This is a genomic window from Kushneria phosphatilytica (genome assembly GCF_008247605.1).
Classification (GTDB): domain Bacteria; phylum Pseudomonadota; class Gammaproteobacteria; order Pseudomonadales; family Halomonadaceae; genus Kushneria; species Kushneria phosphatilytica.
This window is the reverse complement of sequence record NZ_CP043420.1, coordinates 1,221,751-1,236,950: the sequence shown is the minus strand read 5'-3', so window position 1 is coordinate 1,236,950 and position 15,200 is coordinate 1,221,751. Positions and strand designations below refer to the sequence as shown.

Genomic DNA, 15,200 nt, shown 5'->3' with positions numbered 1-15,200 from the left:
TGGGTTATCACAATGTTATTGCCTCCTTACTCTATCCAGCCTGGCCACCAAATCCTCGGCTCTCAAGTGCGTATACCGCCGCAACATCTGCATGGACTTATGCCCACTGATCGCGGCGACCTCCTGATCGGATAGTCCAGCCTCTACCAGCCGGCTGACGGCCTCATGTCGCAGGTCGTGAAAGCGGAAGTCATCGAGGCCAGCCTTCTTCTTCGCCTGATTCCATAGCTTGGTGTAGGCGTAAGGACCGCGCTTGCCATCTTTTCCAGGCTCACCGAAGAATACTAGGTCGCAGTCGAGCGGGCGCACTGGGTTGTTCAAAGCCTGCTTGAACACCTCGGTGGCGGCCTGGGTCAGCGGCACCAGGCGTGCTTCGTTGTTCTTGGTGTCGGTGAGGCGCACCACGCGGCGTTTCACGTCGATCTGGGAGCGAGTGAGGGTCAGGATTTCCGAGGAGCGCATGCCCGTTTCCAGGGCGATTCTGGCGATCCAGGCCAGCATGGGATTGCTGTGCTGTTGTAGCACGGCAAACAGGCGCTTTTCCTCGTCGGCGCTCAAGCGCCGGTCGCGTCCCTCCCCTGGGCTCGGCTTGCGGATGTTCTGGACGGGGTTATAGGTCAGGCCTAGCCCCCACTCCTGAATGGCCACGGTGTAGAGGTGCCCAAGCAATGCGAGCTCTAGGCGCACAGTGTTGGGGCTGATCGGTGAACCTCTACGCCCAAGGCTGTTCAAACGAGTATCGCGATAATTTGCGATGAGGTCAGGCGTTAAAGCCGCGAGAGAATACTTACCCAAGTGTTCGATGAGTTTCGTGGCCTTACCACGCTCGCTCTTTTGAGTGCTGGGCTTCTTGGTGGGAGTAACGTCGGCCAGGTAACGCTTGAGCGCCGACTCCAAAGTCATGCGCTCTGAGGCACTGCGCTGGATATAGACACCACGCACCATTTCATCTTCGGTGCGGCGGCTCCAATCCTGAGCGTCACGTTTGGTACGAAAGGTCTTGGCGGTGGTGGGCCAGCCGGTCTTGCGGATGACGGCTTTCCAGCTACCTGAGGGGGTCTTGACGATGGTGGCCATGAAAATCTCCAGGGGGCTGAAGGATCGGCACTGTACCGAAACTGTACCCTTGGAACATGGGACTCACCAGCATGAATCGCTAAATGCTTGATTTTAATGGTGGGCCCAGCAGGACTCGAACCTGCGACCAAGGGATTATGAGTCCCCTGCTCTAACCAACTGAGCTATGGGCCCTTTACCGGCGGGGGCGTATGATAAACCAAAGGCCTCGGCCGAGGCCAGCGCCTACCGGCATGGAGAGCATTATGCGTTTGATTTCCCTGACTGCCATTGCCCTCGGTGGCCTGATGGCAGTAACCCTGAGCACCGCAGCAGAGGCCGCATGGCGCTTCAATCCGGATCAGAGCCGGATTACCGCGGTGGTAACCGATCAGCGCCCGAGCGGCAATGTGCCCCATACCTATCATGTCTCGCAACTCGACGGGACCATCGATGACGACGGTAACCTGACCCTGCCACTGAGCCTGTCGCAAACCGATCTGCTCAAGGATCAGGGCAACCTGGCCGGATTACTCTCCGGCTTTTCGAAATCACCGATGGCGACCCTGCATACCAAGGTTGATCCGCAGTGGCTGAGCCAGCTGAACGTGGGCGAATCGATTACGCGTAATCTGCCCATCCGGGCGCGGGGCAATCACTTTGACCGGACCGAACGGGTGCCGCTGAAGCTCACGCGTACGGCGGAGCATCGCTATCACGTAACCACCGCAGAGCCGATCAGCGTCGATACCCGGCAGCTGATGCAGCTCGATAATGCCCAGACGGTGCTCTCGCTGCTCGGTTACAACAAGCTGACCGATACCATTCCGATCAACTTCGAGGCACAGCTGGTGCCGGCCGGCTGACACATGAAGCCACTCGCGCCACAAAAACGCCCTGCCATTCGGCAGGGCGTTGTCGTTATGGGATGCTGTGATGAATCACTCATCCCACTCGGGCGCAAAGCTCGGGTTGGCAATACGCTCGCCACGATCGAGTTCATCGATGCGGGTCATCTCATCGGCGGTCAGTGAGATCTTCATCGCTTCCATGTTGGATTCAAGATGCTCGCGTCGGGTCGAGGAAGGAATCACCACGATATCCCGCGAGGCGACCCAGGCCAGAGCGATCTGAGCCGGCGTGGCATTCTGTTCTTCGGCAATGGCCTTCAGGGTGTCGTCTTCCATCACCCTGCCCCTTGCCAGCGGCATATAACCGGTCACCTTCACACCGCGTGCTTCGCAGTGATCGACCACCTTGCGATTGGCCAGGAAGGGATGCACCTCGACCTGGTTGGTGATGATCTGATCGCCGCCCTCGAGATTCAGGGCCTCATCGAGCTGGGCATTGGTAAAGTTCGATACACCAATATGACGCGTCAGCCCCTGCCGTTTGGCCTCGACCAGGGCGGCCATGGATTCAGCCATGGGCACTTCGCCATTCGGTGATGGCCAGTGCAACAGCACCAGATCGACATACTCGGTGCCCAGCCGCTCAAGGCTTTCATGCAGACTGGCGATCAGGTCGTCATGGCGGAAGCGGTCGGTCCATACCTTGGTGGTCAGAAAGATATCGTCACGCGGCACGCCACTGTCGGCGATCGCTCGGCCGACTTCACGCTCATTGTCATACATCTGCGCGGTATCGATATGGCGGTAACCCAGCTCAAGCGCATTGGTGACCGAGTCGATAACCTCCTCTCCCTTGAGTTTGTAGGTGCCCAGTCCAATGGATGGCAGCATGCAACCTCCTGTTGAATCACGATGTGGTCATCCGTGAATGACGCTATGGATCACTACAGGATAGCTGCGGATCAGCGATCCGACCTTCAACCCATCAGGATGAAAACGATGGCTCGCGTTGCGATGACACCTTTGGTCGAACATGCGAGACTGCCGAACTGCAACGTCAACCTTCCGATCGAACCAGTCCAGTCAGGTATGAAAGCTCCATGATCAAGATCATCATCGTGGCCCTGATCGTGGCCAGTGTGCTCTATGTGCATTTTCGTGGCCGGGTGCGACACCGCTTTTTCCGCCAGCTCTCCGATCACTCGACCTTCATGGCGCCCATCAACGCCTTCATGTATCTGTTCTCGAAGGTGCCTGATCAGCCCTATCATCGGGAAGCCGATTTCCCCGAGCTGGCGCCGCTGACCGCTCGCTGGGAAGAGATTCGCGATGAAGCGCTGGCCCTGGAAAATCATATCAAGGGTTCGCAGCAGAAGGACGATGCCGGCTTCAACTCGTTCTTCCGCCGCGGCTGGAAGCGCTTCTATCTCAAGTGGTACAACGACAGCCATGAATCAGCGCGCCAGCTCTGTCCGCGCACGACCGAAATCCTGGCCGGCATCCCCAGCGTCAAGGCGGCGATGTTTGCCGAGCTGCCCGCCGGCAGCAAGCTGATGAAGCACCGCGATCCCTACGCCGGCTCGATCCGCTATCATCTCGGGCTGCGGACGCCCAACGACGACCGCTGCCTGATCAATGTCGATGGCGAGTCCTACAGCTGGCGCGATGGCCAGGCAGTGCTGTTCGATGAGACCTTTATTCACTACGCCGAAAATTACAGCGATCAGAACCGGCTGATTCTCTTCTGCGATATCGAGCGGCCGATGAAGTATCGCTGGGCGGCGGCGGTCAACCGCTGGTTCAGCCGCAACGTGATGGCCGCGGCCGCCTCGCCCAACGATGAAAACGATCGCACCGGCGGCATCAATCGGGCCTTCAAGTACGTCTACAAGGTGCGGGAAATCGGCAAACGGCTGAAAAAGAAAAACCGCACGGTCTATTACATCGTCAAATGGCTGATCTTCGGCGGTATCGTGGTTGGCCTGCTGTCACTCTGATGCCCGGTTAAAGCCTTGCATACATCGCCTGATGCCCCTGTCTTCATGACCCCGCCGATGCCGGCCTGGCCTTTCCTGCCGGCATCAACGCCTGCGCCCTGGTTGTTCATCAGCCGATTCGACCCGGCACAATTCTGTGAGACTGCCTGGCACCAGGCCGATGTCGAACGGCCCGCAACGCTTGAGCATGCGGCCACCAAGCGGCGTGCCGAGTACCTGGCCGGTCGTTACTGTGCCCGCCAGGCGTTGCTTGCCCTGGGCCTTGAAGCCTCCGCCCTGCTGCCGCTTGCCGATCGACAACCCCAGTGGCCTTCTGAGGCGTGCGGCTCGATCACCCACAGCCATGGCCTGGCGGCTGCCCTGGTCGCCTCGCGCCATCACTGGCGTGGGGCAGGGATCGATACCGAACGATGGCTAGACTTCACCCGCGCCGAACGTATCGCCCCCGCGGTACTGACATCACGCGAGCGCGAAGCACTCCACTCGATCCCCCCCGGTGATCGCGCCCGCTGTGTCACGCTGACCTTCTCGCTCAAGGAGAGCCTGTTCAAGGCGCTCTACCCCCTCACCGGCACCCGCTTCTACTTTCATGATGCAGAGCTTGAGCCGGAGACGCTGCCGCGGCTGCTCGAGCAGCGGGGGCGCTGTCTGCTCGAGCTGCGGCGTTCATTATCGGATGCCTGGCCGGCCGGCGCTCGCCTTGAAGGCGATTTTGCCGAACTGGAGGAACGCGCTATCACCTTTATCGGTGTCGCCCACAACGCGCACTGACCGCGTTGCGCCTGCGGGTAACGTTGATAATAATTCGTATTTCAGATACGCTCGTATTCATTCTGATCCATGCGGTGTGCCCCTCTCACGCGGGCTCTCCGGCGGATACAGTCCCTGCATGAGGTATTCCTTCCCTGGTTGGTCCGGATCGGAGTCTGCATGTTCGAACTCAACGCGGCCGGTTTTGACGTATCAGGCAGAACGCTGCTGCAACCGCTCGATCTCTCCTTCGAAGAAGGCTGTGTCTGCGGCCTGATCGGGCATAACGGTTCCGGCAAGTCGACCCTGCTCAAGCTGCTGGCTCAGCAGCAAAGCCCAACGCGTGGCAGTATCGAACTGGATGGCAAACCGCTCTCCCAATGGGGCAGTCGTGAATTTGCCCGCCGCGTGGCCTACCTGCCACAGCAGCTGCCCAGCGCCGAAAACCTGACCGTGCGCGAGCTGGTCCGATTCGGGCGCTATCCATGGCACGGCCTGCTGGGTCGTTTCACCCGGCGCGATCATCAGGCCGTCGATCGCGCCATTGCGCTGACCCATACCGAAACGCTGGCCGACCGACTGGTCGAAACCCTGTCAGGTGGCGAGCGTCAGCGTGTCTGGCTGGCCATGCTGCTGGCGCAGGGCAGTGACTACCTGCTGCTCGATGAGCCGCTGGCGGCGCTTGATGTGGCCCACCAGCTCGAAGTGCTCGAACTGGTGCGCGATCTCAGCCATGAACTGCAGCTCGGCGTGGTCATCGTGATGCATGATATCAACATGGCAGCCCGCTTCTGCGATCGCCTGGTCGCCCTGCACGGTGGTCGGCTGCTGGCCCATGGTGACGCCCGAGAGCTGATGTGCGACCAGACCCTGGAAGCCATCTACGGCATTCCCATGCATGTCATTACTCATCCACACGGGTCTCATCCCGTCGCCGTCATTCATTAAGGACTGCGCGTGACCTCAGCGTCACCCCGGCCTGCGGCTCAGTGCCGACCGACTGCCGAAACAACGCTTCTGTTCACCTGCCGGTGGTGGCTTGTTGTCTGCTTCATGCTGCTGGCACTGGTCAGCCTGACGCGCACCCCCGCGCGTGCCGATGAACCCTCTTCGACCCCGGCACTGATCTCGCTGGACTGGGCAATGACCGAAACGCTGCTTGCCATCGGGGTGACGCCGCTTGGCGTGGCGGCACCGGAGAGCTACGCGCGCTGGGTAGGAGAACCGGCCATCCCCGAGGGCGTGCAGGATATCGGCCTGCGCAACCAGCCCAATCTGGAGCTGCTGGCGCAACTCGCTCCCGATGGCATCGTCACCGTGTCCTTTCTGGCAGGTGACAGTCGTCTTTCACGCATCGCTCCGGTCCATATCTTCAATATCTACACCAGTGATCGTGATCCCTGGCAGCAAGCCCTGCGCGTGACCCGCCAGCTGGGTCAGCTGACTCATCACCAACAGGCTGCCGAACAGCTGATCACTCGCGTCAGCGAGGAGATCGCTCGTATCCGCCGATCCGGGGTCGATCAGCACTCTCCGGTCGCCGTGCTGCAGTTCATCGATAGCCGCCATGTGCGTATTTATGGTCAGGGGAGCCTCTTTCAGTCCGTTTTCGATCAACTCGGACTGACCAATGCCTGGCAGGGCGAGGCCAATGACTGGGGGTTTCGTCAGCTGGGCATCGATGAGCTGGCCCACCTGCCCGCCAATACTCGTCTGCTGGTAATCCGGCCGCTGCCCACCACGGTCGATGGCCAACTTGAAGACAACATACTCTGGCAGCATCTGCCGGCCGTCCGCCATGGTCAGGTGCATGAGCTCGACCCCGTATGGAGCTTTGGCGGACTCGCCTCCATGGCGCGTTTTGCCCGGGAGCTTCATCAGGCGCTGCCCTCCGGCGACCACGGAGGCGAGCCATGAGACAGCGGCGGGTGACACCGGGGCATCTGTGCAGCGTACTGGCGCTGGCCTGTGTAGTGATGATCGTCTATCGATTGCACCAGTTGCTGCCTGCCAATCAGTGGCTGTCAGCGCTCACCAGCCCCCGGGATGAGGCGATCGAACAGGTCGTGGTGCATTTCTCGCTGCTGCCCAGAATCTGTGTGGCGTTGCTGGGCGGCGCCGCACTGGGGCTGGCCGGCACCCTGATGCAGCAGGTGCTGAAGAACCCACTCGCCTCCCCCACGACCCTGGGGGTCGCCAACGGCGCTCAGCTGGCACTGGTGGCGGCTTCATTATGGGCACCCGGCTGGTTGATCATCGGCCGTGAGTGGGTCGCCCTGCTGGGTGGGGGCCTGGCGACAGCGCTGGTCTTTGCGCTGGCCTGGCGGCGTGGGCTGGCACCCATGGCCATCGTACTGGCCGGGCTGGTGGTCAGTCTCTACCTCAGTGCCATCAACAGTACGCTGATGCTGTTCTACCCCGAGCGGCTGCGGGATCTGTTCATCTGGAACGCCGGCTCGCTGATTCAGAACGGCTGGGGTGCCACGCAGTTTCTGCTGTTGCGCCTGGCACTGGCTGGTGGTGTCATGCTGCTCCTGCTGCGGCCTCTGGCACTGCTCGATTTCGACGACCAGGGCGCACGCAATCTCGGGGTGTCGCTGCGTCAACTGCGGTTCGTGACACTTGCCATCGCCGTTTTCATGACCGGCTGCGTGGTCAGTCAGGTTGGTATCATCGGGTTCATCGGCCTCGCCTCGCCCGCCATCGTGCGGCTGCTGGGGGCACGCCGGCTGAGTCATCGGCTGCGCTGGGCACCTGTGCTGGGTGCACTGCTGCTGCTGGCCACCGATCTGCTGCTTCAATTCGGTAGTGGTCCGCTCGCGACGCTGCTGCCGACCGGCGCAGCCACCGCCGCGCTGGGCGCGCCCCTGCTGCTGTGGCTGATTCCGCGCCTGTCCCTTCAGGGTGATCGGGCACCCAGTGCTCCCATGGCCTACCTCTATCGGCACCCCGCCCCCAAACGTCTGCTGATGCTGCTGGGTCTGGCGCTGTTACTGGGGGTAGTCATTGCGCTCAGCCTGAGTCAGGGGCGCGAGGGGTGGCACTGGCCGGCCCCGGGCAATCTGATGGATGCGTGGCCATGGCGCGCGCCGCGGGTCGCGGCTGCCGCTGCCAGCGGCCTGATGCTGGCGCTGGCCGGTACCATTTTGCAACGCATCACCGGTAACCCCATCGCCAGTCCCGAAGTACTGGGCATCAGTGCCGGGGCGGCGATTGGCGTACTGGGCGTCATCATGCTGACGCCGCTGGCCTCACAGGGCGCCTCACTGCTGTTCGGTACGCTGGGGGCGCTGCTGACCCTGGGCTTGCTGGTGCTGCTCAACCGGCGTAACGGACTGGCGCCGCAACGTCTACTGCTCTCCGGGGTAGCCATTACGGCCCTGTTCGATGCCCTGCAGCGTCTGGCGCTGTCGGGTAACAGCCCGCGCACCCAGAAGCTGCTCGCCTGGATCTCGGGCTCAACCTACTACGTGGATGGCACCACGGCGCTGATCGCTCTGGCAGCGGCCGCCGTGCTATTGATCGCGACGCTCCCCTTCCACCGCTGGCTGGATTTGTTGCCACTGGGCGAGGACAGCGCCCATGCGCTGGGCATCAATGTTCGGTTCAGTCGCATCCTGCTGCTGGCGCTGATGGCCGTGATGACGGCCGGCGCCACGCTGGTGGTGGGGCCGCTTTCCTTCATCGGACTGATGGCGCCGCACATGGCACGGCTGGTGGGACTGCCGGACGCCCGCTCGCATCTGCTGGGCGCCGGGTTGATCGGCATGCTGATCATGGTGCTGGCAGACTGGCTGGGCCGAATAGTGGCCTTCCCCGATCAGATTCCTGCCGGGCTCGTCGCCTCACTGATCGGGGGAGCCTGGTTCATGTGGGGATTGCGCCGGCTCTGACGCTACCTGCAACGCATCGTGGGAGGCGCGGTGATAATCATCGCCCTCCAGTTCGCGCAGTTGCCCATTCTGCATCAGCAGCAGCCGATCCGCCTGCGCGAAATAGCGCTCATCATGAGTGATCGCAATCACCGTAATGCCGAGGCGGCGCAGCTCGGGCAACAGCTCAAGATAAAAGGCCCGGCGGAACACCGGGTCCTGGTCCGCGGCCCATTCATCCAGCAGCAGTATGTCGCGCTGTTCGGCCACCGCCAGCAGCAGGGCAAGTCGCTTGCGCTGCCCCTGGGAGAGGCGAGTATCGTTAAGGCGGCCCGCCGTGAGACTGACTTTTTCACGCATGCCGAGCCGGTCCAGCCATGCATCGACCAGGACCGGGTCTGCCTCTTCGCCGTCCGGCCCGAGCAGCCGATCGAACAGATGAAAATCGGTCAGCACCGCAGCAAAGCGCTCTCGCCAGGCCGGCCGCAGGACGTCGGTAATACTCTGTCCATCCAGTTTCAGCATCCCTTCATGCGGTGCGTACAAGCCACTCAACAGCCGGCCGAAGGTTGACTTGCCGCTGCCGTTGCCGCCGATCACGAATACCTGCTCGCCCCGTTTCAGCGTGAGCGCGAGCGGCCCGACCGTGAAGGGTTCATCCTCACCGCGGGGCGCATAGGTGTAACGCACACCTTCCAGGGTCAGTTGCTGCCAGTCATCGGGCAACTGCTCGGCGGGCTGGAAATCCGGGTGCCAGGGCGCCAGTTCCAGCGCCTGCAGCCGTCGGAAGGCAACTTCCCCTGAAAGTAGCGTCGGCAGTGCACCGACGGCCTGAATCAGCGGCGCCCGAATGAACAGCAGCGTCAGGGCAAAGGTGGCCGCGACCGCTGTACTCGCCCATCCGAAGGCATTGGCCAGCAGAAAGACCACCCCAATGGCCCCGAGCATCATGATATTGGTCCAGTTACCGGCCGAGAGATGACTGGTATCGGAACGGATGATGTGGTGCCGGTAGTCCCGTGCGTGGCGAGTGAAATCCTCTTCATACAGCTGCTGCGCCCGATCACGGTTCAGCGCCAGCTCGCGACGTCCATCAATGATGGCCTGAAAGTCGCCATAGAGCTGATCTTCTGCGTCCCGGATATGCCCCAGATGGTGATAGACGCTGCGCACCATTCGACTCCCCACGGCCAGCGTGACAATCAGCCAGGCAGCGGTGACCAGAAACAGGGGCACGGAGAGCATCACCAGATAGACCGTCGCCGCCAGCGACAGCACCACCCCCTGAATCAGCTCGGGCAGGCGCACAAAGGCCACGGTGATGTTGCGAATGTCACTGGAAAGGGCTGCCAGCAGCGGTGCACTGCCCAGCGCTTCGATACGCTCGATATCGGTATCCAGCAAACGTTTGACCAGCCGCCCCCGCAGGTTATAGACAAAGCGATGGCCCAGCAGGGTCAGCGACAGTTGCGCCGCCAGCGAGATCACCAGCAATAATGCAATCAGTCCAAGAAAAGGCCACAGCGTCGCAATGGTTTGCCCCTGCGCGTCGATCAGGCGCCGATTGATGAAGGCGATCACGCCAATGCCCAGCACGGCACTGAGCAGGCTGAGTACCATAACGGCAATGAACGACAGACGATAATGGCGCAATACGACCTTGAGCAGCGTCATGACAGGTTGGATCCGAACAGGAAAAAGCCAATGGGCGGGTAACCGTTAACGATTCTCATTTTGCCATCAACGTCGATGCATTGCATGCACCAGCCCCAAATACTGTATACTTGAACAGTATTCGACCCGGAGCATGCTCATGGCTCAAGAGCTCTCTCAGAAACTGATCGTACTGGCCGATGCCGCCAAGTATGACGCCTCCTGTGCCAGCAGTGGTGCACCGCAGCGTTCATCGAAGGGGCGGACGGGGTTGGGTGCGACCAACGGCACCGGGATCTGTCACAGTTTCACGCCGGATGGTCGCTGCGTGTCACTGCTCAAGATTCTGCTGACCAACTTCTGCCTCTACGACTGCCAATACTGCATCAATCGCCGCTCTTCGAGTGTGCCGCGGGCGCGCTTCACTCCGGAAGAAGTGGTCGAGCTGACCCTGTCGATGTATCGCCGCAACACCATCAGTGGCCTGTTTCTGAGCTCGGGCATCATTCGCTCCAGTGACTACACCATGGAACAGCTGGTCCGCGTCGCCCGGCTACTGCGTCATACACATGAGTTTCGCGGTTATATTCATCTCAAGACCATCCCCGATGCCTCCCCCGAACTGATCCGCGAGGCGGGTGAGCTGGCCGACCGACTCAGCGTCAATATCGAACTGCCTACCGATGCCGGTCTCACCCGGCTGGCCCCGGAGAAAAACGTCGGCAGCATTCATACCGCCATGAACACCATTCATCAGGGTGTCGAGGCCGCAGCCGAACGCGGCGCCCCCCGCTTCACCCCCGGGGGCCAGAGCACCCAGATGATCATCGGCGCCGATGACAGCGACGATCACACCATCCTGCATCGGGCCCAGTCGCTCTATGGTGACTTCCGGCTCAAGCGGGTTTACTACTCGGCCTTCAGCCCTATCCCACAGAGTCCGAACTCGGTGCCGCTGGCGCCACCACCCCTGATGCGTGAACATCGGCTTTATCAGGCCGATTTCCTGATGCGGGGTTACGGTTTCCGCGCCGAGGAGCTGTTGAGCAGCCGACGTCAGCTCGATCTCGATATTGACCCCAAGCTGGCCTGGGCGCTCGACCACCGCGAGCACTTTCCTGTTGATCTCAATCGCGCCGAGCCGATGATGATGGCTCGGGTGCCCGGGCTGGGCATGACCAGCGTACATCGGCTGATCGAGCTGCGCCGCGAGCGCCGCATTCGTTATGCCGATGTCGCCCGCCTGCGTTGCGTACTGGATCGGGTGACACCCTTTATCGTCACCCAGGACTATCGTCCGCGCGGCGATGGCATCGAGAGCGCAGCCCTGCGTCAGTCACTGAATACGCCCCGGCCTTCGCAGCTGGCGCTCTGGTAAGTCTCGACAGGAGTTCTTGCATGACGCTGATCACCGTCACACTGGAATCCGATACCTTCCGGGCCTGGCGTGCGCACGCACGTCACCTGCTGGCTGCCGATATCGCCCCGGAGCATGTTCTCTGGCAGGACAGTGACAGCAGCGGTGATCTGTTCGCCGATGCCAGCTGCCAACCTTGCCCTGAAGTGGTGACACGACGTCTGACTCTATCGCGTCGGGCCATCGACTGGCTCGAAACGGCCTCGCGTTTTCTGCCTCATTCACTCCATGAGCCGACCCAGAGCCGCTGGAGTCTGCTTTATCGCATTGTCTGGCGGCTGGCCCGGGGCGACGGCGCGGCACTGCTGGCCGGAGATCGAGATGGCAGTGTGCTGCATCAGCGTATCAAGGCCGTCGAGCATGAAGCGCATCACCTGCATGCCTTTCTCAGATTTCATCGCCGTGCAATCGATGAGTCGGGTGAGCCCGAGTTCGTGGCCTGGTTTGAACCCGCCCACGATGTGTTGCAGGAAGCCGGCGAACACTTTCTGGCCCGGATGGGTCAGCGCCGGTGGCTCATCGCCACGCCACTGGGCGCCGTTCGGGGAGATGGAGAGCGTTTCGACATCGAGCGGCCCTGCCCGGCGCAGGCCAGACAGTGGGCCCGGGCCATACCGGAAGACGATGAAGGCACACGTCTGTGGCGCTTGTACTACGCCAGCATCTTCAACCCGGCCCGGGTCAATCCACGGGTCACCCGGCGGCAGATGCCACAGCGCTTCTGGCGTTATCTGGATGAGGGCGATCTGATCCGCCCTCTCACCCTGCGTGCCTGCCATGGTGATCAACAGGTCGCCCAGGATCAGGCGGTCGGTCGGCAGAAGGGGCACACCATTCATTACCGGCCTGCTTCAGCTCACGACGCGGAGTAGACCACTCGTCATACAACCATGGTCTTATTGCATTATCGCCCTGTATAATGGCGCATCTTCCAAGGACAACAAGGCGCCTCTGGCCACCGCCTCGGCGCGGTCACTCCGCCATTTGCAAGGAACGTCATGTTTGCTCAACTTTTCGCCGTCATGGCCCCCGTACTGGCCGGCGCCGGCGTCGGTTTTTTCTGGGTACGCTTCAAACAGCCCTACCCCACAGGGTTCATCACCAAGCTGGTGCTCAATGTCGGCACGCCCTGCCTGATCATCCACTCACTGACCCGAACGCATGTCGAACTAGGTGCCTTCTCGCGCATGGCACTGGCCACCGTGAGTGTGCTGGTGGTGATGGGCATCATCGGTCTGATCCTGGCACGCATTACACGCATGGACTGGCGGGTCATCGTACCGCCGACCCTGTTTCCCAATACCGGTAACATGGGGCTGCCGGTGGCAATGTATGCGTTCGATGACAAGGGTTTTCCCCTGGCCGTGGCAGTTTTTGTGGTCATGTCGATGTCCCAGTTCGTGGTGGGCTGCATTACCAGCAGCTCCCGACCGCTTCGAGGCATCTTTACCACGCCTACCATTTACGCCATCGTCATCGCCGTGCTGCTGATGGCCTTTCAGATCAAGCTGCCAGCCTGGCTGGCCAATAGTGTGGAGCTGCTGGCGGGGTTCACCATCCCCATGATGCTGATCACTCTGGGCGTAGCGCTGGCCAGTATCCGCGCCCGCAGTCTCAACATTGGCATCGGCTTCGGTCTGGCACGCGTGGTAGTGGCCGGTGGCATCGCCCTGCTGATCGGCTGGCTACTGGGGCTGACCTCACAGGCGCTGGGGATTCTGGTCGTGATGATGTGTATGCCGGTCGCGGTCTATAACTACCTGTTTGCCCAGAAGGCAGGACGTTCACCGGAATTCGTGGCCAACCTGGTGCTCTGCTCGACACTGACCTCGTTCATCTATCTGCCACTGCTGCTCTCCTTTGTCATCTCGCACGGACAGTAATCCCCCACGCTTTCACGACGACGCCCCTGCCATGCCGGGGCGTTGTCGTTTGAACGGGGGGTGCCGTTACCGGATCAGGCCTGACCGGTCCCGGCCGTCATGAAACGATCGCGGTTCTTCACCCGGCCATGGCGAAACTTCTCGCCCATCAGCTGCTCCATGGACTCCAGCGGTACATTGCGTGTTTCCGGCACGAATCGCCAGGTGATCAGCAGGCTGCCCAGTGTCAGCAAGCCAAACAGCCAGAACGGGAAGGCGCCATGAAAGGCTGCATTGAGCCATTCGCTGCCCCGCATCATCGGGAAGGTCTGGGCGACAATGAAACCGGCGGTCCACTGCGCTCCCATCGCCCATGCCATGGCGGTGCCCCGAATGGTATTGGGAAAGATCTCGGAGAGCAGCGTCCAGCTGCAGCAGCCCCAGGAAACGGCATAACCGACGACATAGACCATGATGGCCAGCATCGCCGTATACCCCTTCACATCAAACCAGAAAACAGTGCCCAGTACGGCCATGCTGGCGATACAGGCCAGCGTGCCGACCGTCATCAGCCGGATGCGCCCGGTGCGATCGATCAGCATCATCCCCAGCAGATTGCCCAGGATAAAGACCAGGCCCACATAACCGGTCTGCAGTAACGCACTACCGGTCGAATCGGTGACACCGGACAATACGGTGGGCGCGTAATACATCACCACATTGATACCGGTAAACTGCTGAGCGGCGGAAATGAAGATGCCCAGCACGGTAATCCCCAACAGGATCGGCTGGCGGATGGCCCCACGCGAAGCTCTGCGTTCATTGCGGCGCTGCTGGTTCATCGCCCGGCGACCGCTGGCCTGGCCACCCTGCAGCGAGTAACGCACTTCCTCGATCAGCTGTTCGGTCTGTTCACGAGTATTGAAGCGATTGAGTACGCGACGCGCCCGATCGAACTGATTGTTCATGATGCACCAGCGCGGCGATTCCGGAACAAGAAACAGCAGCACGCCAAACAGCACCGCCGGGATGGCCTCCGAGCCCAGCATCCAGCGCCACCCCAGCTCTGTCAGCCACTGCGTGGAAACATCCCGGGCGATAAAGTAATTGACGAAGAAAACAATGGTCTGGCCGACCACCAGCGACTGCTGGAACATGCTCAACGTTCGTCCCCGCCAGCGTTGTGGCGCCAGCTCTCCCATGTACATGGGAGACACTACACTGGCAATGCCTACCGCCAGCCCGCCCACGACACGCAGGGCAATGTAGAACCAGAAGCTGAAAGCCAGTGCCGAGCCAATGGCTGACACCAGAAACAGCACGGCCGCCAGTTGCATGGTCAACCGGCGGCCGAGCACATTGGCCAGCCACCCGGCACCGCCGGCACCGACGATACTGCCAATAACCACGCTTGAAACAGCCCAGCCCTTGAGGGTGGGAGAAAGCTCAAACCAGGTGGCAATCGAGTCGATTGCACCGGAAATCACGGCCGTATCATATCCGAAAAGAATACCGCCCAGCGCGGCGACCAGACAGATACAGATCACGTAGCCCAGCGCACTGCCGGAAGCCTGTTGCTCTTTTGTCATGCCTCACTTCCCTGTGGTGACCGGAAGCCTCCTGCTTCCGTATTGAATATTCAGGGATGCGACTTTAGTAGAAGATCAACGGGGCTGCGAACCTGTCTTGCGACTCACCCATAAAAAAACCGCCCGAAGGCGGTTTTTTATGAGATCAGATCA

General features: G+C 61.1%; 13 protein-coding genes and 1 tRNA gene. 9 read left to right on the top strand and 5 right to left on the bottom strand.

The genetic code is table 11. The features are described 5' to 3' along the window. Positions 1–15: 15 nt before the first annotated feature. Positions 16–1,077 carry a tyrosine-type recombinase/integrase gene (locus FY550_RS05490; RefSeq protein WP_070976412.1) on the bottom strand — a complete coding sequence of 354 codons (1,062 nt, stop codon included), beginning with the start codon at positions 1,075–1,077 and terminating at the stop codon, positions 16–18. Between the two features lie 97 nt (positions 1,078–1,174). Continuing rightward, positions 1,175–1,251 (bottom strand) — tRNA-Ile (locus FY550_RS05485). Between the two features lie 71 nt (positions 1,252–1,322). Here FY550_RS05485 and FY550_RS05480 point away from each other — a divergent pair. Beyond that, positions 1,323–1,922, top strand: a complete 600-nt coding sequence (locus FY550_RS05480) for a hypothetical protein (RefSeq protein WP_084387931.1) — start codon at positions 1,323–1,325, stop codon at positions 1,920–1,922. Positions 1,923–1,997: 75 nt separating this feature from the next. On the opposite strand, the gene dkgB is transcribed toward FY550_RS05480, so the two are convergent. Then, positions 1,998–2,798: a 2,5-didehydrogluconate reductase DkgB gene (gene dkgB, locus FY550_RS05475; RefSeq protein WP_070976408.1), complete on the bottom strand. Its 801-nt coding sequence runs from the start codon at positions 2,796–2,798 to the stop codon at positions 1,998–2,000. Positions 2,799–3,007: 209 nt separating this feature from the next. On the opposite strand from dkgB, the gene lpxO reads away from it, so the two are divergent. The 5 genes from lpxO to fhuB all read left to right on the top strand — a co-directional run bounded on the left by lpxO (position 3,008) and on the right by fhuB (position 8,547). Next, complete coding sequence (lpxO, locus tag FY550_RS05470) at positions 3,008–3,904, top strand: lipid A hydroxylase LpxO (protein ID WP_199287853.1); 897 nt, start codon at positions 3,008–3,010, stop codon at positions 3,902–3,904. 15 nt (positions 3,905–3,919) lie between these two features. Then, entirely contained in the window at positions 3,920–4,675 is a 756-nt protein-coding gene (locus FY550_RS05465; protein ID WP_139148619.1) for a 4'-phosphopantetheinyl transferase family protein, read from the top strand. Between the two features lie 159 nt (positions 4,676–4,834). Continuing rightward, the gene (locus tag FY550_RS05460) at positions 4,835–5,602 is read left to right on the top strand and encodes an ATP-binding cassette domain-containing protein (protein WP_070976402.1); all 768 of its coding nucleotides are present in this window, start codon (positions 4,835–4,837) and stop codon (positions 5,600–5,602) included. A 9-nt stretch (positions 5,603–5,611) separates the two neighbouring features. Next, the gene (locus FY550_RS05455) at positions 5,612–6,571 is read left to right on the top strand and encodes an iron-siderophore ABC transporter substrate-binding protein (protein WP_199287852.1); all 960 of its coding nucleotides are present in this window, start codon (positions 5,612–5,614) and stop codon (positions 6,569–6,571) included. Beyond that, complete coding sequence (gene fhuB, locus FY550_RS05450) at positions 6,568–8,547, top strand: Fe(3+)-hydroxamate ABC transporter permease FhuB (RefSeq protein ID WP_070976398.1); 1,980 nt, start codon at positions 6,568–6,570, stop codon at positions 8,545–8,547. Before FY550_RS05455 ends, fhuB begins: the two co-directional genes overlap by 4 nt. Here fhuB and FY550_RS05445 read toward each other — a convergent pair. After that, entirely contained in the window at positions 8,500–10,200 is a 1,701-nt protein-coding gene (locus FY550_RS05445; RefSeq protein WP_070976396.1) for a multidrug ABC transporter permease/ATP-binding protein, read from the bottom strand. The two genes, fhuB and FY550_RS05445, sit on opposite strands and share 48 nt — an antisense overlap. Before the next feature lie 139 nt (positions 10,201–10,339). On the opposite strand from FY550_RS05445, the gene FY550_RS05440 reads away from it, so the two are divergent. The 3 genes from FY550_RS05440 (at position 10,340) to FY550_RS05430 (ending at position 13,479) form a co-directional block, all read left to right on the top strand. Further along, complete coding sequence (locus FY550_RS05440; protein WP_070976393.1) at positions 10,340–11,557, top strand: putative DNA modification/repair radical SAM protein; 1,218 nt, start codon at positions 10,340–10,342, stop codon at positions 11,555–11,557. A gap of 20 nt (positions 11,558–11,577) precedes the next feature. Next, positions 11,578–12,468 carry a TIGR03915 family putative DNA repair protein gene (locus FY550_RS05435; RefSeq protein WP_139148618.1) on the top strand — a complete coding sequence of 297 codons (891 nt, stop codon included), beginning with the start codon at positions 11,578–11,580 and terminating at the stop codon, positions 12,466–12,468. A gap of 126 nt (positions 12,469–12,594) precedes the next feature. Then, complete coding sequence (locus FY550_RS05430) at positions 12,595–13,479, top strand: AEC family transporter (RefSeq protein ID WP_149054404.1); 885 nt, start codon at positions 12,595–12,597, stop codon at positions 13,477–13,479. Between the two features lie 74 nt (positions 13,480–13,553). Here the strand turns inward: FY550_RS05430 and FY550_RS05425 are convergent, their stop codons facing one another. Then, complete coding sequence (locus tag FY550_RS05425) at positions 13,554–15,047, bottom strand: sugar porter family MFS transporter (RefSeq protein ID WP_149054403.1); 1,494 nt, start codon at positions 15,045–15,047, stop codon at positions 13,554–13,556. Positions 15,048–15,200: the final 153 nt, after the last annotated feature.

Bases quoted from the DNA above. Each gene is read 5' to 3' on its own strand.
- FY550_RS05490 (WP_070976412.1), bottom strand. From the start codon at position 1,077: ATGGCCACCATCGTCAAGACCCCCTCAGGTAGCTGGAAAGCCGTCATC.
- FY550_RS05480 (WP_084387931.1), top strand. From the start codon at position 1,323: ATGCGTTTGATTTCCCTGACTGCCATTGCCCTCGGTGGCCTGATGGCA.
- dkgB (WP_070976408.1), bottom strand. From the start codon at position 2,798: ATGCTGCCATCCATTGGACTGGGCACCTACAAACTCAAGGGAGAGGAG.
- lpxO (WP_199287853.1), top strand. From the start codon at position 3,008: ATGATCAAGATCATCATCGTGGCCCTGATCGTGGCCAGTGTGCTCTAT.
- FY550_RS05460 (WP_070976402.1), top strand. From the start codon at position 4,835: ATGTTCGAACTCAACGCGGCCGGTTTTGACGTATCAGGCAGAACGCTG.
- fhuB (WP_070976398.1), top strand. From the start codon at position 6,568: ATGAGACAGCGGCGGGTGACACCGGGGCATCTGTGCAGCGTACTGGCG.
- FY550_RS05445 (WP_070976396.1), bottom strand. From the start codon at position 10,200: ATGACGCTGCTCAAGGTCGTATTGCGCCATTATCGTCTGTCGTTCATT.
- FY550_RS05440 (WP_070976393.1), top strand. From the start codon at position 10,340: ATGGCTCAAGAGCTCTCTCAGAAACTGATCGTACTGGCCGATGCCGCC.
- FY550_RS05435 (WP_139148618.1), top strand. From the start codon at position 11,578: ATGACGCTGATCACCGTCACACTGGAATCCGATACCTTCCGGGCCTGG.
- FY550_RS05430 (WP_149054404.1), top strand. From the start codon at position 12,595: ATGTTTGCTCAACTTTTCGCCGTCATGGCCCCCGTACTGGCCGGCGCC.
- FY550_RS05425 (WP_149054403.1), bottom strand. From the start codon at position 15,047: ATGACAAAAGAGCAACAGGCTTCCGGCAGTGCGCTGGGCTACGTGATC.